Source organism: Arachnia propionica (genome assembly GCF_900637725.1).
Lineage (GTDB): Bacteria > Actinomycetota > Actinomycetes > Propionibacteriales > Propionibacteriaceae > Arachnia > Arachnia propionica.
The window spans coordinates 2,202,386-2,220,137 of the sequence record NZ_LR134406.1 but is presented as its reverse complement, the minus strand read 5'-3'; the positions used below and the strand labels follow the sequence as shown (position 1 = coordinate 2,220,137).

At 68.7% G+C, this 17,752-nt stretch carries 15 protein-coding genes; 13 read left to right on the top strand and 2 right to left on the bottom strand.

The window, feature by feature from the left end; genetic code table 11:
• Window positions 1-15 precede the first annotated feature (15 nt).
• The 7 genes from infC (at window position 16) to EL272_RS09740 (ending at window position 7,456) form a co-directional block, all read left to right on the top strand.
• Window positions 16-753 carry a translation initiation factor IF-3 gene (gene infC / locus EL272_RS09770; protein WP_014847034.1) on the top strand — a complete coding sequence of 246 codons (738 nt, stop codon included), beginning with the start codon at window positions 16-18 and terminating at the stop codon, window positions 751-753.
• Window positions 754-787: 34 nt separating this feature from the next.
• Window positions 788-994 carry a 50S ribosomal protein L35 gene (gene rpmI, locus EL272_RS09765; RefSeq protein WP_014847033.1) on the top strand — a complete coding sequence of 69 codons (207 nt, stop codon included), beginning with the start codon at window positions 788-790 and terminating at the stop codon, window positions 992-994.
• Between the two features lie 66 nt (window positions 995-1,060).
• Window positions 1,061-1,429 carry a 50S ribosomal protein L20 gene (gene rplT / locus EL272_RS09760; RefSeq protein WP_014847032.1) on the top strand — a complete coding sequence of 123 codons (369 nt, stop codon included), beginning with the start codon at window positions 1,061-1,063 and terminating at the stop codon, window positions 1,427-1,429.
• 2 nt (window positions 1,430-1,431) lie between these two features.
• The gene (locus tag EL272_RS09755; RefSeq protein ID WP_061788400.1) at window positions 1,432-2,232 is read left to right on the top strand and encodes a TrmH family RNA methyltransferase; all 801 of its coding nucleotides are present in this window, start codon (window positions 1,432-1,434) and stop codon (window positions 2,230-2,232) included.
• Between the two features lie 504 nt (window positions 2,233-2,736).
• On the top strand, window positions 2,737-3,846 hold the full coding sequence (pheS, locus tag EL272_RS09750; protein WP_014847029.1) for a phenylalanine--tRNA ligase subunit alpha: 1,110 nt from the start codon (window positions 2,737-2,739) through the stop codon (window positions 3,844-3,846).
• Window positions 3,843-6,338, top strand: coding sequence for a phenylalanine--tRNA ligase subunit beta (gene pheT, locus EL272_RS09745; protein WP_014847028.1), 2,496 nt, complete (start codon window positions 3,843-3,845; stop codon window positions 6,336-6,338). Before pheS ends, pheT begins: the two co-directional genes overlap by 4 nt.
• A 20-nt stretch (window positions 6,339-6,358) precedes the next feature.
• Window positions 6,359-7,456, top strand: coding sequence for a cytochrome P450 (locus tag EL272_RS09740; RefSeq protein ID WP_014847027.1), 1,098 nt, complete (start codon window positions 6,359-6,361; stop codon window positions 7,454-7,456).
• Window positions 7,457-7,475: 19 nt separating this feature from the next.
• Here the strand turns inward: EL272_RS09740 and putP are convergent, their stop codons facing one another.
• Window positions 7,476-8,987, bottom strand: coding sequence for a sodium/proline symporter PutP (putP, locus tag EL272_RS09735; protein ID WP_061788401.1), 1,512 nt, complete (start codon window positions 8,985-8,987; stop codon window positions 7,476-7,478).
• A gap of 90 nt (window positions 8,988-9,077) precedes the next feature.
• Here putP and EL272_RS09730 point away from each other — a divergent pair, with 90 nt between their 5' ends.
• Window positions 9,078-9,614 (top strand): TetR family transcriptional regulator, encoded by a 537-nt coding sequence (locus tag EL272_RS09730; RefSeq protein ID WP_014847025.1) that lies wholly within the window; start codon window positions 9,078-9,080, stop codon window positions 9,612-9,614.
• 255 nt (window positions 9,615-9,869) lie between these two features.
• Here the strand turns inward: EL272_RS09730 and leuS are convergent, their stop codons facing one another.
• Window positions 9,870-12,704 (bottom strand): leucine--tRNA ligase, encoded by a 2,835-nt coding sequence (gene leuS / locus EL272_RS09725; RefSeq protein WP_061788402.1) that lies wholly within the window; start codon window positions 12,702-12,704, stop codon window positions 9,870-9,872.
• Window positions 12,705-12,951: 247 nt separating this feature from the next.
• On the opposite strand from leuS, the gene argC reads away from it, so the two are divergent.
• From argC to EL272_RS09700, 5 genes are read left to right on the top strand one after another with little or no spacing between them, the layout of a single operon-like run.
• A complete protein-coding gene (gene argC, locus EL272_RS09720; protein ID WP_061788403.1) occupies window positions 12,952-13,983 on the top strand; it encodes an N-acetyl-gamma-glutamyl-phosphate reductase in 1,032 nt (343 codons plus the stop codon).
• Window positions 13,980-15,131: a bifunctional glutamate N-acetyltransferase/amino-acid acetyltransferase ArgJ gene (gene argJ / locus EL272_RS09715; protein WP_061788404.1), complete on the top strand. Its 1,152-nt coding sequence runs from the start codon at window positions 13,980-13,982 to the stop codon at window positions 15,129-15,131. The genes argC and argJ overlap by 4 nt, the downstream gene beginning before the upstream one ends.
• The gene (gene argB, locus EL272_RS09710) at window positions 15,128-16,030 is read left to right on the top strand and encodes an acetylglutamate kinase (protein ID WP_014847021.1); all 903 of its coding nucleotides are present in this window, start codon (window positions 15,128-15,130) and stop codon (window positions 16,028-16,030) included. Before argJ ends, argB begins: the two co-directional genes overlap by 4 nt.
• The gene (locus tag EL272_RS09705; protein WP_014847020.1) at window positions 16,027-17,199 is read left to right on the top strand and encodes an acetylornithine transaminase; all 1,173 of its coding nucleotides are present in this window, start codon (window positions 16,027-16,029) and stop codon (window positions 17,197-17,199) included. The genes argB and EL272_RS09705 overlap by 4 nt, the downstream gene beginning before the upstream one ends.
• A gap of 1 nt (window position 17,200) precedes the next feature.
• Window positions 17,201-17,704 (top strand): arginine repressor, encoded by a 504-nt coding sequence (locus tag EL272_RS09700; RefSeq protein ID WP_061788405.1) that lies wholly within the window; start codon window positions 17,201-17,203, stop codon window positions 17,702-17,704.
• Window positions 17,705-17,752 lie beyond the last annotated feature (48 nt).

The window sequence follows — 17,752 nt, the reverse complement described above, 5'->3', positions numbered from 1 at the left end:
GTCAGGCCTTCGCGCATGCGCGAAGGCCTTTCTCGTCGTCGAGGCCAGACCACGACAATCCTGGAGGAACTCATCAGCACTGAACCGCGGATCAACGAACGCATCCGAGTACCCGAAGTCCGGCTCGTCGGCCCGAAGGGCGAGCAGGTCGGCATCGTGCGTCTCGAGGACGCCCTTCGCCTCGCAGTTGAGAGCGACCTCGACCTCGTCGAGGTGGCGCCCCAGGCGCGCCCCCCGGTTGCAAAGCTGATGGATTACGGCAAGTTCAAGTACGAGGCCGCGCAGAAGGCGCGGGACGCCCGTCGGAACCAGTCGAACACCATCACCAAGGAAATGAAGCTTCGTCTCAAGATCGACAACCACGATTACGAGACCAAGAAGGGCCACGTCGTCCGGTTCCTGAAAGCCGGCGACAAGGTGAAGATCACCATCATGTTCCGCGGGCGGGAGCAATCCCGCCCGGAACTGGGCATCGACCTGCTGAAACGGCTCGCCGACGACGTCGCCGAGCACGGTTTCGTCGAGTCCGCACCCAGGCAGGACGGCCGGAACATGCTGATGGTCCTCGGCCCCACCAAGAAGAAGACCGAAGCCAGGGCCGAACAGGCCGAGGAACGGGACCGTCGCATGGAGCAGCGCAGGGCGAACGCCGAGGCGGAGAAGGCCGAGGAGGCCCGGCTCAGGGCCGCGGCCCGGCCGTCCAAGAAGAAGCGCGGCCCAGCCGACAACATGGACCCCGACATCGACCTGTGACGCGGGCCGGTCACCAACAGAAAGCGAGCCAACCATGCCGAAGATGAAATCGCATTCGGGAACCAAGAAACGTGTCAAGGTAACCGGATCGGGCAAACTGATGCACCGTCAGGCGAACCTGGGACACCTCAACGCCCACAAGTCCTCCAAGCGGCTGCGTCGCCTCAAGGGCAACACCGAGATGGCCGGCTCCGACCTCAAGCAGGCCAAGGCGCTCCTCGCCGGTCACCCCGGCCGCTGAGCCCCCTCCGATACCCAGTACACACCCGTGGGCCGGGAGTGACCGGCCGAAGAACAAGGAGTAACCATGGCACGCGTCAAGCGTTCTGTGAATGCGAAGAAGAAGCGTCGCGAGGTGCTGGAGCTGGCCTCCGGCTACCGTGGGCAGCGTTCGCGCCTGTACCGCAAGGCGAAGGAGCAGATCCTCCACTCCGCCACCTACGCCTACCGTGACCGCCGGGCCAGGAAGGGCGACTTCCGTGCCCTGTGGATCCAGCGCATCAATGCCGCCGCCCGCGCGGAGGGCATGACCTACAACCGCTTCATCAACGGCCTGAAGAACGCCGGGGTGCAGGTGGATCGCAAGATCCTCGCCGACCTGGCCGTCACCGACGCCGAGGCATTCAACGCCCTGGTCGCCGTCGCCCGCGAGAACCAGACCCCGGCCGCTGCCTGAGCGTGGCCCCGGAACGCACCCCGAACGCAGCACGTGAGCTTCCCGGCTCCGTGCTGCGTTCGGTTCGTCGGCTGAGGAACCGGCGCGGCCGCGAACTGGCGGGGAAATTCCTCGCCGAGGGACGCCAGGCGGTGCGGGAAGCACTTTCCGCCGAAGATCTGGTGACGGGGGTGATCGTTGCCGACCCGAACCGTCACGCCGACCTCCTCGGGGGAACCGACATCCCCGTGTGGCTGGGTTCCGAGGCCACGATGCGGCAGCTGTCAGACACCGTCACCCCGCAGGGCATCGTCGCGGTGTGTCGGCAACCCCGGTTCAACTGGGACGACGTCGAGGACGCACGCCTGCTGGTGATCTGCGCCCAGGTCCGCGACCCCGGGAACGCAGGAACCGTGATTCGCTGCGCCGACGCCTTCGGGGCGGACGGCGTCATCCTCACCTCGGGCTCGGTGGAGGTGTGGAACCCCAAGACGGTGCGATCCTCCGTCGGGTCGCTTTTCCACCTGCCGATCCTGACCGGGATCGACCTGGCCGATGCCGTCTCCCACGCGGGTGGCCTGGGCATGCAGGTGCTGGCGGCAGACGGCGACGGCGAACCCCTGGACCTGTTCGCCGCCTCCGGTGGGCTGGCGAAACCGTCGGCCTGGTTGATGGGCAACGAAGCGTGGGGCCTGCCCGCCGAGGACGCCGCCCTGGCCGACCACGTGGTCGCCATTCCGATGTGGGGCGCCGCGGAGAGCCTCAACCTGTCGTCCGCCGCCGCCATCTGCCTGTATCAGACGGCCTCCGCCCAGCGCCGCTGAACCGTGTCCTTCCCCGTCCCCCCGGCCTGCGGGTGGGGCAACCAACGATGATGTGGCGGGTGCTGTTCGACGCGGGGCCGGCGCGGTCCCTCAGGAAATCCGATCCCGGATTCGTCCGGCCCATCCGGGCTGCGCGAACCGGCCTCGCTGAAGACCCGGCCTCGCGCTGCAAGGCCTTTCCCGGGCTCTTGCGGAGCCGTGGGTGTTCGACGCCGGGGGCCGTGCCTGCTGTTGGACATCCGCCGCAGGAACCGGGTCGTGATCGCCCTCACCCCGGAGGAACACCGGGGCTGTCTGGGCCACCAATGAACAACGATTCTGTGCGCTTGCGCGCGCGGCGACCCCGGGAGCCGGGGCGTCCGGGCCCACTGACCATCCGGTGGTCGCCGCCCCCCTTGCACGCCATCCGGTTTTCCGTTCAAGGATCTCAAGGGCGGCGATGCGGTTGTTCCAGCCAGCAGGGGGCTTACTAGACTCAGCTGCTGTAGCTGGAAGGGGAGATCCATGGCAGGCCCGAACGACAACGTTGATCCAAAACAGCCGGCGGCTCTCGACGCCGCCTCCGTGGAGGGCTATGTGGCCGACGCCCTGGCCGCCGTCGCCGCCGCCTCCTCGACGGCCGAACTGAAACAGGTGCGCTTCGACCATGCGGGTGATCGTTCCCCACTGGCCTTGGCGAACCGGGGGATCGGCGCGCTGCCGCCCGCGGAACGCAAGGAAGCCGGGGCCCGCGTCGGCAGGGCGCGCGGTCAGGTGAACCAGGCCGTCGCGGCGCGGCAGGAGGAACTGGCCGCCGGGGAACTGGCGCAGGCCCTCGTCGCCGAGCGCATCGACATGACCCTGCCCGTGGAACTGACCCCCCGGGGGGGCCTGCACCCCATCACGACCCTGATCGACGACATGTGCGACGTGTTCCTCGCCATGGGCTGGGAGGTGGCCGAGGGCCCCGAACTGGAGGCCGAGTGGTACAACTTCGACGCCCTCAACCTGGGTGTGGACCATCCCGCCCGCGGTGAGCAGGACACCCTCTGGGTGGAGCCCGCGACCGCAGGCAAGCTGCTGCGCACCCAGACCTCCCCCGTGCAGGTCCGCGCCATGCTGGAACGCGACCTGCCCCTCTACATCGTCAGCCCCGGCAAGGTGTTCCGCGCCGACGAGTACGACGCCACCCACCTTCCGGTCTTCCACCAGCTCGAGGGACTCGTGGTGGACAAGGGGATCTCCATGGCCGACCTGCGTGGTGTCCTCGACCACTTCGCCCGGGCCATGTTCGGCGACGTCACCACGAGGATGCGCCCCCACTACTTCCCGTTCACCGAGCCTTCGGCCGAGGTCGATCTCCAGTGCTTCGTCTGCCACGGTGAATCCGTCGGCAATCCCGATCGTCCCTGCCGGACCTGCCGTTCCGAGGGATGGATCGAGTGGTGCGGTTGCGGGGTGGTCAACCCGCGCGTGCTGCGGGCCTGCGGGATCGACCCCGAGACCTACTCGGGTTTCGCCTTCGGCATGGGGATCGACCGTACCGTCATGTTCCGCACCGGGGCCCCCGACCTGCGTGACTTCGTCGAGGGCGACGTCCGGTTCTCCCTCTCGGCAAATGGAGGTGTCAGATGAAAGCCCCGATCTCGTGGCTGCGTGAACTGGTGAACCTGCCCGAGGGGGTCGGAACCAAGGAGATCGCAGACTCCTTCACCCGTCTCGGCCTCACCGTCGAGCACATCGAGTCGACCGGTTCGCAGGTGACGGGCCCGCTCGTGATCGGCCGTGTGCTCAGCTTCACCGAGGAACCGCAGAAGAACGGCAAGACCATCCGGTACTGCCGCGTCGACGTGGGATCCCACAACGACCCCGCCGACGAGCAGCATCCCGCATCCCGGGGCATCGTGTGCGGCGCCTCGAACTTCGTCGTCGACGACCTCGTGGTCGTGGCGCTTCCCGGGGCGGTGCTGCCGGGCGACTTCCGGATCTCCGCCCGCAAGACCTACGGGCACGTCTCCGACGGCATGATCTGCGCCGAGGACGAGATCGGGCTGGGTGAGGACCACGCCGGGATCATCGTGATCCCCGGGTCGTCGGGGCTGCACCCCGGTGACGACGCCCTGGCCGCGTTGTGGACCTCAGACGAGGTGCTGGACATCGACGTGACCCCGGACCTGTCCCACGGCCTGTCGTTGCGGGGACTGGGCCGCGAACTGGCGGTGGTCAACGGGGTCCCGTTCAGCGATCCCTACGACCTGCCGCTGCCAACCCCGGTCTCCGACGGATACCCCGTCGTCCTGGAATCGGATCGCTGCTCCGCGTTCGTCGCCTTCACCATCGAGGGCTTCGACCCGGCCGCCCCGACCCCCAGGTTCATGGCGGACCGGCTGCGCGCCTGCGGGGTGCGTTCCATCTCCCTTCCCGTGGACGTCACCAACTACGTGATGCTCGAGTCCGGGCAGCCACTGCACGCCTACGACGCGGCCAAACTGCAGGGACCGATCCGGGTGAGGCTCGCCACCGAGGGGGAGAAGATCACCACCCTCGACGGCGTCCGCCGCACGCTCACGGCCGATGACCTGCTGATCACCGATGACTCCGGCCCGATCGGTATTGCCGGCGTCATGGGCGGGGAGACCACCGAGGTCTCCGCCGAGACCACGGCCATCGTGCTGGAGGCCGCGACCTTCGCCCCGGCCAGCGTCTCCCACACCTTCCGGCGGCACGGGTTGCCGTCGGAGGCGTCCAAACGTTTCGAACGCACCGTCGACCCGGGGCTCACCTACGCCGCCGCCCGCCGCGCCGCCGACCTGCTCGTGGAACACGGCGGCGGTCAGGTCCGCGGCGACGTCACGGTCGTCGGGCAGGTCCCGGTGCCGGCCCGGATCGACCTGCGAGCCGGCCTGGTCTCCGCGATCCTAGGGGCCGAGGTGGAGCTCGAGGAGATCCTCCGCGTGCTCGAGGCCGGTGGCTGCCGGGTGACGGCTCTCGGTGACTCCCTGACCATCGAGGCCCCGACCTGGCGTCCCGATCTGCGTGACCCCTACGACATCGTCGAGGAAGTCGGACGCAAGATCGGCTACCACCGCATCGGGAGCCGCCTCCCGGCCGCGCCCGCGGGCAGGGGCCTGACGAGGGCCCAGCGGGCCCGCCGCGCCGCCATGCACGCCGCGGCCGCCTCCGGTTTCACCGAGATTCTCAGCTTGCCGTTCGTCTCCGAAGCGGATCTGGATCGGATGGGCCTGGTGGCCGGGGATCCGCGGCGGGCCGTGGTGCGGCTGGCCAATCCGCTCGCGGAGACCAGCCCCTACCTGCGCACCACGCTGCTCCCGGGTCTGTTCGCGGCGGTGGCCAGGAACACCTCCCGCTCCCTCACGGACCTGGCGATCTTCGAACGTGGCCTGGTCTACATCGACGGGAACACCCCCGCAGCGCCGCGCCCCGGGGTGGAGGAGCGTCCCGGCGACGAGGAGATCGCCGCCCTGCAATCCGCCCTCCCGGAGCAACCCGAGCTGCTGGCCGGTGTGGTGACCGGGGCGTGGCGACCGGCCGGTTGGGACACCCCGGCGGTGGCCGCCGACTGGCGGCACGTCGTCGCGCTCGCGGAAGCCGTGGTACGCGCCACCGGGCACACGCTCGAACGCCGCAACGCGGAGGTCGCTCCCTGGCATCCGGGGCGCTGCGCCGAACTACTGCTTGCGGGACGAACGGTCGGCTACGCCGGCGAGCTGCACCCCGAGGTCATCCGGGCCTTCGGGTTGCCCGCCCGGACCTGCGCGGTGGAACTCGACCTCGGGGCCCTGCTGGGGGCCGAGGCGGGAATCCCCCGCATCGGGCTGCTCTCGGGTTTCCCCCTCGCCAAGGAGGACGTCGCTCTGATCGTCGACGAGGACACGCCCGCGGAGAGCGTGCGGAAAGCCCTCGCCGAGGGGGCGGGTGAGCTGCTGGAGAGCATCAGCTTGTTCGATGTCTACCACGGCGACCAGGTGCCCGAGGGCAGGAAATCCTTGGCCTTCGGGTTGCGTTTCCGGGCCGACCGCACACTGACCGACGCCGAGGCCGCGGCGGCCCGTGACGCGGCGGTCGCGGTGGCGGCCGAACGGTTCGGCGCCACGCAGCGGAGCTGACCCGGTACGAAGGAGGAAAGATGACCACCTCGCAATCCGCTGGGGGATGCCCGGTCCGGCACGAGACGGGACACCTGAGGGTGGTGGGGCACGCGGAGGTGGTCGCGGTCGTGACCGACCCCGAGACCTTCTCGAGCGGGGTTTCCCGGTTCCTGCAGGTCCCGAACGGCCTCGACGGTCAGGAGCATGCCGCCTTCCGTGCCGTGATCGACCGGTTCTTCACCACCGAGGCGCTCGCGGAACTGGAGCCGCGCCTGAGGGGCGTGGCCCGCCGGCTCGTGGCGGGACTTCCCCGCGGGGAGGTGATCGACGTGGTCAGTGGCATGGGTACCCGCTACGCGGTCCAGGCGATGCTCGCCTGGCTCGGCTGGGATCCGGACCTGGAGGAGGAACTCGTCGGATGGGTCGCCGACAACGCCGCCGCGACCCGTTCCGGTGAAATCGAACGCACCCGCGCGGTCGCCGAGCACTTCGACGCGATCATCGTCCGTGTGCTCCAGCCCCGCCTGGAGCGTCTCGACGAACCCGCCCGGGACGTCACCGACCAGTTGCTGCGGCAGCGTGTGCAGGGGCGAGGCCTCCAGCACCCCGAGTTGGTCTCGATTCTGCGGAACTGGACCGGCGGCGACCTCGGGTCACTGGCCCTGTGCGTCGGGGTGATCATCCATCAACTGGCGGCGCTCCCCACCCTGTTCCGGGAGCTGCACAGCCGGCTGGGGGACGCCGAGGCCACCAACCGGGCCATCGACGAACTCCTGCGCATCGACGACCCCTTCGTCTCCAACCGGCGGATCAGCACCCGGGCGACCGAACTGGCAGGGGAGAGCATCGGGGCCGGGCAGCGCCTGGTGGTGGACTGGACCCGCGCGAACCGCGACCCCGGGGTGTTCCCGGATCCCGACGCCTTCCGGCCCGAGGAGAACGCCCCCGAGAACCTTGTCTACGGCAGGGGCCCACACGTCTGCCCGGGACGCGGGCTGGCGACCCTGGAACTGCGCGTCCTGCTGGAGGAACTGCTGCCCGCGATCTCGGGGATCGAGTTGCCGGAGCAGCCGCGGGCCGTCCGGGCCGAGTTCCCGCTCGGGGGCTGGGCCAGCCGCCCCGTGATCCTCCGCTGAGGTTCGCGCGGGTCCCCGGTCAGTTCTCGACGCTGGTGGTCAGCTCGCCCTTCCTGAAGTCGGCCACCAGGGCCACCGCCTCGTCGAACTCGGCGTCCACGCCGGGCGCCACCTCGGTGGACAGGGAAACGACAATGGTCACGATCAGGTTCGCCACGAACCCGGGAAGCAGCTCGTAGAGGTCGAAGATGCCTCCGGGCAGGTTCGCCCAGACCGCAGCCACCACGGCACCGGTTGTCATGCCCGCCAGCGCGCCCCAGCGGGTCAGCCGCCGCCAGAAGAGGGCCAGCAGCACCACGGGCCCGAAGGAGGCCCCGAATCCTGCCCAGGCGAACGAGACCAGTTTGAGAATGCTGTCGTCGGCCTGCCAGGCCATGAGAGCAGCCACCACGGAGACGATCATCACCGCAACCCGGCCCAGCAGGACGGAGCGTTTCTCGCCCAGCTCCTTGCGGTTGAAGGCGTGATAGAGATCCTCCACGAGGGCGGAGGAGGAGACCAGCAGCTGGGAGCTGATCGTGGACATGATCGCGGCGAGGATCGCCGCCAGCATGAATCCTGCGACGAACGGGTGGAACAGCAACTGACCCAGCGCAATGAACACGGTCTCCGGGTTGGGCAGCTGCCCGGTGTCGCGGCGGTAGGTGGCGATGCCGACCAGCGCGGTGGCTGCGGCGCCCAGACAGGCCAGCGCCATCCACCCGATGCCGATGCGCCGCCCCGCCTTCGCCTGTTGTGGGGTCTCCAGGGCCATGAACCGCACGATGATGTGCGGCTGCCCGAAATACCCGAGCCCCCACGCGGCGGCCGATACGATGCTCATCAGCGAGGTGGAGGCACCCCACAGCGCCCACGTTCCCGGGTCGAGTTCGTTGATGGTCGAGATCAACGAGTCGGGGCCACCGAGCCTGAACAGACCGGCCACCGGGACCGCCACCAGGGCGGTCACCATCATGAGCCCCTGCACCACGTCGGTGTAGGCGACCGCGAGGAAGCCGCCGACCAGGGTGTAGAGCACCGTGATGCCCGCCACCAGAACCATGCCCAGGCGGTAGTCCACCCCGAAGGAGGCCTCGAAGAACCTACCCCCCGCCACCATGCCACTGGAGACGTAGAAGGTGAAGAACACCAGGATGATCACCCCCGCGCCGATCTGGATCAGACGGGAGCCGTCGTGCAGCCGGGCGCTCAGGAAGGTTGGGATGGTCAGTGAGTTGTCCGCCACCTCCGTGTAGGTTCGCAGCCGCGGCGCGGTGTACTTCCAGTTCAGCCAGGCGCCCACGGTCAGCCCGATCGGAAGCCACATCGTCGACATCCCCGACAGGTAGAAGGCGCCCGGCAGCCCCATCAGCAGCCAACCGGACATGTCGGAGGCGCCGGCGGACAGGGCCGTGGAGAGGGGACCGAGGTTTCTCCCGGCCAGCATGTAGTCATCCATGTCGTCGGTGCGTTGATAGGCCCAGAGTCCTATCACGATCATCGCGACGAAGTAGATGATCATCGAGATCGCCTGGTAGGTCTGCTCGTTCATCGGTACCTCCGATCGAAGAAGCAACCCAACTTAACCGACCCGGAGACCATCGCGGCGGCGATCCCGAATACCGGCTGTACCATTCACAACGTGCTGACCAGAGGGCGGATAGTCGATGCGGGTCTGCGGATCCTGGACTCCTGGGGGCTCGGCGACCTGTCCATGCGGCGCGTGGCGGACGAGCTCGGCGTCAAGGCCGGGGCGTTGTACTACCACGTGCCGAACAAACAGTCGCTGCTGGCCGGGATCGCCGACGTGATACTGACCCCCGTCGCCGTTCCCGACGCGACCGGGACGGGCGAGTGGCTCAGGGACTGGTCCCACAACCTGCGCGGGGCGCTGCTGGCCCACCGCGATGGCGCCGAGCTGGTCGCATCGACCACAGCCCTGGGAATGGGCACAGTGGACGCGACCGCAGCGGCCAGGGGCGTGCTGGCCGAGCGGGCCTGCCCCGAACCGGAGGCCACGGCCGCCGCTTTCCTGCACTTCATCCTGGGCCACGTCATGGCGGAGCAGACCCGCACCCAGCTGGTCTCCCTGGGGGTCCTGGACGCTTTCGACGATGATGCATCCAGGGCGGACTTCAGCCACGGTGTGGAACTCCTGGTCCGAGGCGTCACGACCTGAGGAATGACGCGGACAGGCATCTCACCACAACTGGCCGAGAACACCGACGAGCATTTGCCTCGAGGCCGCCCCGGGCAAGCTGGTTGAACCGGGTTGCGGCGAAGGAGAAACCCGAGTCGAAACCACCTCTGGCAGCCGATGAGCGGGCCTGACCGAACGGCAACGGACACTCTCAACCCGGGTTTGACACGACTTACCCGCCGGTGTTCACGGGGCGGGCCGACCGGAACCAGGAAAGACGACCCGCCCGCAGTGTCAGGCCGGGACGACGTTGACCAGCTTGGGGGCCCTGACGATCACCTTCCTGACGCCGTTGGGGATCTCCTTGACGATGCGCGGATGGGCCAGGGCCAGTTCACGCAACTCGTCCTCGGTGATCGAGGCGGAGACCTCCAGCTGGGCGCGCAGCTTGCCCCGGACCTGGACGACGGCGGTGATGGTGTCCTCGGCCACCAGTTCCGGATCGGCGACGGGGAAGGGCTCGTGGGCCAGCGACTGGTCGTGCCCCAGCCGGTGCCACAGCTCCTCCGCGATGTGCGGGGCCAGCGGCGCAACCATCAGCACCAGGGGCTCCACCGCGGCCCTGGGCACCACCTTGAGGGCGGTCAGGACGGTGTTGTACTCCGTGAGCCGTGCGATGGCGGTGTTGAACGACAGATTTTCGTAGTCCTTGTTGACGGCGTCGATGGTTTTGTGCAGGGCATGGAGGGTCGCCTCGTCGATGTCGGTGTCACGGGTGACCAGATCGCCGGTCTCCTCGTCGACGACGTTGCGCCACAGCCGCTGCAGGAAACGCTGAGACCCGACCACGGCGCGGGTCTCCCACGGCTTCGACTGGGCCAGCGGGCCCATGCCCATCTCGTAGAGGCGGAAGGTGTCGGCGCCGTAGGCCTCGTACATCTCGTCGGGGGAGACGATGTTCTTCAGTGACTTGCCCATCTTCCCGTACTCGCGTTTGACGAACTGGTCCTGCCAGGTCCAGGTCATCTCCTGGCCCTCCCCGTGGGCCTCCACCTCGGCGGCGGGCACCGTCTGGCCGCGGGAGTCGCGGTAGGCGTAGGCCTGGATGTAGCCCTGGTTGAACAGGCGGCGGAACGGTTCCGCGGAGGAGACAAACCCCAGGTCGAACAGCACCTTGTGCCAGAACCGGGCGTAGAGCAGGTGCAGCACGGCGTGCTCGACCCCGCCGACGTACAGGTCCACCCCGCCGACATCACCCTCGCCACGCGGACCCATCCAGTAGCGTTCCACATCCTCGCCGACGAAACGGTCGTGGTTTGCGGGGTCCAGGTAGCGCATCTCGTACCAGCAGGAACCGGCCCACTGGGGCATCACGTTCAGTTCGCGACGGTAGACCTTCTTGCCGTCGCCCAGGTCCAGTTCGACGCTCGTCCAGTCGGTGGCGCGGGCCAGTGGCGGCACCGGATCGGAGTTCCGGTCCTCCGGGTCCATGGCCTTCGGGGAGTAGTCGGTTACCTCCGGCAGTTCGATGGGCAGCATCTCTTCGGGCAGGGCGATGGGCAGACCCGTCTCGTCGTAGACGATCGGGAACGGCTCGCCCCAGTAGCGCTGGCGGCTGAACAGCCAGTCCCGCAGCCGGTAGTTCACGGTGGCCTCGCCCAGCCCTTTGGCCTCCAGCCACTCGGTGATGGCCGTCTTGGCGTCGGAGACGTTCATGCCGTTCAGGGAGATCTCGGGGTTGGTGGAGTTGATCACCTCACCATCGCCCGTCCACGCCGAATTGCCGTTGTGCTCCGAGCAGGGGATCACGGTCTCGACGATCGGCAGGTTGTAGGCCTTCGCGAACTCCCAGTCACGCTGGTCACCGGAGGGGACCGCCATGACCGCACCCGTGCCGTAACCCAGGGTGACGTAGTCGGCGATGAAGATCGGGACGCGCTGGCCATTGACGGGGTTGATGGCGAAACGCCCGGTGAACAGGCCCGTTTTTTCCTTGTCGTCGCCACTGCGGTCCGCATCGGTTCTGCGTTCCACCTCGGCGCGATAGGCCGCGACCGCCTCGGCGGGGGAGGCGTGGCCTCCGGTCCAGGCGGGGTCGGTGCCCTCGGGCCACTCGGAGGCGGCGCCGTCGGCCAGGTGGTGTTCGGGTGCCAGCACCATGAAGGTGGCGCCGAACAGGGTGTCCGGGCGGGTGGTGAACACCTCGATCCGCTCACCGCTGGCGGCCTCGGTGAAGAACACCCGGGCACCCTCGGAACGACCGATCCAGTTGCGCTGCATGGCCTTGACCTTGTCCGGCCAGTCCAGCTTGTCCAGGTCCGCCAGCAGGCGTTCCGCGTAGGCGGTGATGCGCAGCATCCACTGGCTCATGTTGCGTTTGAACACCGGGAAGTTGCCGATCTCGGAGCGTCCCTCGTTGGTGACCTCCTCGTTGGCCAGCACGGTGCCCAGACCCGGGCACCAGTTCACGGGCGCCTCGGACAGGTAGGCCAGCCGGTGCGAGTCGATGATCTGGCGGCGCTCCTGCGCGGGCAGCTCCTCCCAGGGCCGGCCCGACGGGGTGGGGCGTTTCCCGGATGCGAACTCCTCGACCAGCTCGTCGATGTGGCGGGCCTTGTTCGCCGCCTCGTCGAACCAGGCGTTGAAGATCTGCAGGAAGATCCACTGGGTCCAGCGGTAGAACTCGACGTCGACGGTCGCCACGCTGCGGCGGGGATCGTGGGCCAGGCCCAGCCGTCGCAGCTGGCGGCGCATGATGGCGATGTTGTGTTCGGTGGTGACCCTGGGATGCTGCCCCGATTGCACGGCGTACTGCTCAGCGGGCAGACCGAAGGCGTCATAGCCCAGGGCGTGCAGCACGTTGCGGCCCTTCATGCGGTTGAAACGCGCGAAGGTGTCGGTGGCGATGTAACCGAGGGGGTGCCCGACGTGCAGGCCCGCGCCACTCGGGTAGGGAAACATGTCAAGGACGAAGAGCTTCTCGCCGCGGGAATCGATCTTCTCGGGCTCGGCCCAGGGCCCGGCAGGATTCGGGGCGTGGAACGTGCCCTCGGTCTCCCAGTGATCCTGCCAGTGCGCCTCGATCTCACCGGCCAGCTTCGCGGTGTACCGGTACGACGGCTCACTCATCAGCGTTTCTCCTTAAGACATGCAACTGCGGAGTCGAGACTATCCCGCCGTGACCGGCCCGGTCGACCGTGCCCGCATTGTCCGCTTCTCTTCCCGTACACGAATCGCGGAAGAAAAACGGTTCAGCGTCGCCACACGACGTTGAACCGTAGAACCTCCGCGATTCGTGTACAGGGGGAGGGAGTCGGGCAGGGTGGTCGCCGAGGATAATTGGAATATTTATTCATTTGATGGCATAGTTGCCGTTGTGAGTTTCAAGGTTGCCGTCGCGGGATGCACGGGATACGCGGGAGGCGAGGTGCTGCGACTGCTGCTGCAGCACCCCGAGGTCGAGATCGGTGCCCTGGCGGGCAACTCGTCGGCGGGCGACCGGCTGCGAGACCACCAGCCCCACCTGGCCCCCCTCGCCGACCGGGAGATAGTCGCCACCACCGCCGAGAACCTAGCCGACCACGACGTCGTCTTCCTGGCCCTGCCCCACGGGGCGAGCGCCGGGATCGCCGGGCAGTTCGGAGCGGAGACGCTGGTCATCGACGCCGGGGCCGATTTCCGGTTGCGCGATTCCGGGCAGTGGCGGCGCTTCTACGGCAGCGAGCACGCGGGAACCTGGCCCTACGGCCTGCCCGAGCTGCCCGGCTGTCGGGACGCCCTGCGCGGCACCGGGCGGATAGCGGTGCCCGGCTGCTACCCGACGGCGGTCACGCTCGCCCTGTTCCCGGCCGTCCAGGCGGGGCTGATCGACCCTGCGGGAATCGTAATCGTCGCCGCCTCCGGGACCTCAGGGGCGGGAAAGGCCGCCAAACCGCACCTCCTCGGCTCGGAGATCATGGGCAGCGCCTCGGTCTACGGGGTCGGCGGGGTGCACCGGCACATTCCCGAGATCATCCAGAACCTCTCCGCGGTGACCGATGAGCGGGTCGGCGTCTCGTTCACCCCCATGCTGGTGCCGATGCCCCGGGGCATCCTCGCGACCTGCACCGCCCCCAGGGCCGGTGACGTCGCGGCAGACGAGGTGCGGAGATGCTACGAGGCGGCCTACGCGGACGAACCATTCGTCGACCTGCTGCCCGAGGGGACCTGGCCCGCGACCGCGGGGGTCCTCGGCTCCAACCGGGTCACGGTGCAGGTCGCCGTCGACGAGGCCGCGGACCGGGTGATCGTGGTCTCGGCCATCGACAACCTCACCAAGGGCACCGCCGGCGGCGCAGTCCAGTCCATGAACATCGCCCTCGGTCTCGGCGAGACCACCGGCCTGAGCACGATCGGAGTGGCACCGTGAGCGTCACCACCCCCGCAGGATTCGCCGCCACTGGAATCGCCGCCGGGATCAAGGGCGGAGATCGCCCAGACCTGGCCGTCGTCTCCAACCTCGGGCCACGGTTCGCCGCAGCCGGGGTGTTCACCCGCAACCGGGTGTTCGCAGCGCCCGTCGACTGGTCCCGGCGGGCCGTCGCCGACGGCCGGCTGTGCGCGGTGGTCCTGAACTCCGGCGGGGCGAACGCCTGCACCGGCCGGCCGGGATTCGCCGACGCCCGGGCCATGGCCGAGAAAACAGCCGCCGGACTCGGCGTTGCTGCGGGGGACGTCGCCGTCTGCTCCACCGGGCTGATCGGTGTCCGGTTGCCCATGCCGGAAGTCACATCCGGCATCGAACAAGCCTGTGCGCAGCTGTCCCTGGACGGGGGAGACGATGCCGCGACCGCGATCATGACCACCGACACCGTCAGCAAACAGGCCGTCCACCGCGGCGAGGGCTGGAGCATCGGAGGCATGGCCAAGGGGGCCGGGATGCTCGCGCCCGGGCTCGCGACGATGCTCGTGATACTGACCACCGACGCCGACCTGGAGGCCCCGGTCCTGGACGCGGCGCTCCGCGAGGCGAGCCGCGTCAGCTTCGAGCGGGCCGACGCGGACGGCTGCATGTCCACCAACGACACCGTGCTGCTGCTCGCATCCGGGGCCAGCGGCATCACACCCGAAGCGCAGGAGTTCACCGCCGCGCTGAGCGAACTCTGCCAGAACCTCGCACGTCAACTGATCGCCGACGCCGAGGGCGCCGGGCACGAGATCGCCATCGAGGTCGTCGGCGCCGCATCCGTGCGCGACGCGGAGACGGTGGGCCGCGAGGTGGCGCGCAGCAACCTGTTCAAGTGCGCGGTCTTCGGATGCGACCCGAACTGGGGGCGTGTGCTGTCAGCCATCGGCGTCACCGACGCCGTCTTCGAGGCCGACCGGCTGGACGTCTCCTTCAACGGAGTCCAGGTCTGCCGGGGCGGCGGTATCGGCGAACCCCGCGAACTGGTCGACCTGTCCGGTCGCAAGGTCCACGTCCTGATCGACCTGCACGCGGGCGAGGCCGCTGCCACCATCCTCACCACCGACCTCACGTACGAATACGTGAAGGAGAACGCGGAGTACTCCTCATGACCCCCCGGTACACCCACCCCGACCACGACCTGCTCCTGGCCAAGGCCGGCACCCTCATCGAGGCCCTGCCGTGGATCGGCCAGTTCGCGGGCGAGACCGTTGTCATCAAGTACGGCGGCAACGCCATGATCGACGACGACCTGAAACGCGCCTTCGCCGAGGACATCGTGTTCCTGCGACGCGTCGGGCTGAAACCAGTGGTCGTCCACGGCGGCGGACCCCAGATCAACTCCATGCTGGAACGGCTCGGCATCACCTCGGAGTTCCGCGGCGGCCTCAGGGTGACCACGTCCGAGGCCATGGACGTGGTGCGCATGGTGCTGGTGGGACAGGTTGGCAGGGAATTGGTGGGTCTCATCAACGCCCACTCACCCTTCGCCGTCGGCATGTCCGGTGAGGACGGCGGACTGCTGCGGGCCCGGCGCCGCGGCCTGGTCGAGGGCGGCGAGGAGATCGACCTGGGATTCGTCGGCGACGTCGATTCCGTCGATCCCTCCGCGCTGCTCGACCTGATCGAGGCGGGCCGCATCCCCGTGGTCGCAACCGTCGCGCCCGGACCCGACGGCCAGATCTACAACGTCAACGCCGACACCGCCGCCTCGGCCCTGGCCCTCGCGCTCGGGGCGAAACGCCTGGTCATGCTCACCGATGTGGCGGGGCTGTACGCGAATTATCCCGACGAGTCGACCATCATCTCCTCCATCACCCCCGAGGAGGTGCGCCAGTTGATGCCCGGCCTCACCTCGGGGATGGTTCCGAAGATGGAGGCGTGCGCGCGGGCCGTGGAGGGCGGGGTGCGCTCCGCCACCATCATCGACGGCCGGGTGCCGCACTGCCTGCTGTTGGAGATCTTCACCGACGACGGGGTGGGAACCATGGTCTGCGAGGAGCCGGTATGAGTCACGAAACCGAACTCGGGAGCCGCTACGGGGCGGTCATGATGAACGCCTTCGGCGCGCCTCGAAGGATCTTCGCCCGCGGTGAGGGCATCCACCTGTGGGATGCCGACGGCAACCGCTACGTCGACCTGCTGGCGGGAATCGCCGTCAACGCCCTGGGGCACGGACATCCCGCCGTGGTGGCAGCCGTCACCGGGCAGCTGAAAACCCTCGGGCACATCTCCAACTTCTTCGCCTCCGAGCCGCAGATCCGGCTGGCGGAACGCCTCTCGGCGGCGGCCGGCGGCGGCAGGGTGTTTCTCGCCAACTCGGGCGCCGAGGCCAACGAGGCCGCGTTCAAACTGAGCCGCCTCACCGGCCGGACCCGTCTCGTGGCGATGGAGGGATCCTTCCACGGCCGGACCATGGGGGCGCTGGCCGTCACCCACACCGAGAAGTACCGGAAACCCTTCGAACCGCTCCCCGGGGAGGTCACGTTCGTTCCCTTCGGCGACGCCGGGGCCCTTGACGCGGCCGTGGATGAGACGGTGGCCGCGGTGGTCGTCGAACCCGTCCAGGGGGAGTCCGGGGTGATCCCGGCGCCGGAGGGATACCTGGCCGCCGCCCGGGAGCTCACCACCCGGGCCGGGACACTGCTGTGGATCGATGAGGTCCAAACCGGCATCGGCCGCTGCGGGGAACTGCTGCTGAGTCGTTCCCACGGGGTGACGGCGGACCTGGTGACGGTGGCCAAGGGCCTCGGGAACGGGTTCCCCATCGGGGCCTGCATCGCCACGGGCCGTGCCGCGGACCTGTTGACCCCCGGCGGGCACGGCAGCACTTTCGGGGGCAATCCCGTCGCGGCGGCGGCCGGCAACGCCGTCCTGGACGTGCTGGGCGGCGGCCTGCTCGAGGACGTCCGCCGCATCGGCGAGTGGTTCGCATCCGAGATCACGGGCCTGGGATGCCCGGAGATCGCCGGGGTGCGCGGGGCGGGCCTGCTGCGGGGTATCGTGCTCACCCAGGAGGTTGCTCCGCAGGTGGTGGAGTTGGCCCTGTCGGAGGGATGGGTGCTGAACGCTCCGCGCCCCGATGTGCTGCGGGTTGCTCCGCCGCTGATCATCACGGAGGCCGACCTGGCCCCCTTCGTGACCGCCCTGCCCGGATGGTTGGAGAGATGCAATGCCTGAGATGAAACGATCCGCCCGCCTCGCTCTGATGCGGGGCCTGTTGGAGGAGGGGGAGTTCACCTCCCAGCATGAGTTGATTGCCGCGTTGGCGGAACGGGACGTGGAGGTGAGCCAGTCCACGTTGAGCAAGGATCTCCTGACCCTCGGAGCGGTGAAACGCCGCACCCCCGAGGGGAGCCTCGTCTACGCCGTCGGCGACGAGACGGAGGGCGGGGGAGTGGCCGCCGAGAAACTGGCCCGCCGCTGCGTGGAACTGCTGCAGTCGATACAGCACGCGGCCAACCAGATCGTCATCAAGACCCCACCCGGTGCCGCGCAGTTCCTGGGGGCCCACGTGGACAGGGCGCGACTGCCCGGGGTGATGGGCACCGTCGCGGGCGATGACACCCTGCTGCTGGTCACCACGGATCCGGAATCCGCGGTGCGCACTGCCGGCATCATCGCCCACATGACACGCACCGGGAAGCCGACGAGGCTCCGGGACCTGGAGAAGGAGGGACAGTGACCGAGGGAAGGCTCTGGGGTGGACGGTTCACCGGGGGACCCGCCGACG

Excerpts from the sequence above, each read along its gene's own strand:
- infC (WP_014847034.1), top strand. The coding sequence starts at position 16 with ATGCGCGAAGGCCTTTCTCGTCGTCGAGGCCAGACCACGACAATCCTG.
- rpmI (WP_014847033.1), top strand. The coding sequence starts at position 788 with ATGCCGAAGATGAAATCGCATTCGGGAACCAAGAAACGTGTCAAGGTA.
- rplT (WP_014847032.1), top strand. The coding sequence starts at position 1,061 with ATGGCACGCGTCAAGCGTTCTGTGAATGCGAAGAAGAAGCGTCGCGAG.
- pheS (WP_014847029.1), top strand. The coding sequence starts at position 2,737 with ATGGCAGGCCCGAACGACAACGTTGATCCAAAACAGCCGGCGGCTCTC.
- pheT (WP_014847028.1), top strand. The coding sequence starts at position 3,843 with ATGAAAGCCCCGATCTCGTGGCTGCGTGAACTGGTGAACCTGCCCGAG.
- EL272_RS09740 (WP_014847027.1), top strand. The coding sequence starts at position 6,359 with ATGACCACCTCGCAATCCGCTGGGGGATGCCCGGTCCGGCACGAGACG.
- putP (WP_061788401.1), bottom strand. The coding sequence starts at position 8,987 with ATGAACGAGCAGACCTACCAGGCGATCTCGATGATCATCTACTTCGTC.
- leuS (WP_061788402.1), bottom strand. The coding sequence starts at position 12,704 with ATGAGTGAGCCGTCGTACCGGTACACCGCGAAGCTGGCCGGTGAGATC.
- argB (WP_014847021.1), top strand. The coding sequence starts at position 15,128 with ATGACCCCCCGGTACACCCACCCCGACCACGACCTGCTCCTGGCCAAG.
- EL272_RS09705 (WP_014847020.1), top strand. The coding sequence starts at position 16,027 with ATGAGTCACGAAACCGAACTCGGGAGCCGCTACGGGGCGGTCATGATG.
- EL272_RS09700 (WP_061788405.1), top strand. The coding sequence starts at position 17,201 with ATGAAACGATCCGCCCGCCTCGCTCTGATGCGGGGCCTGTTGGAGGAG.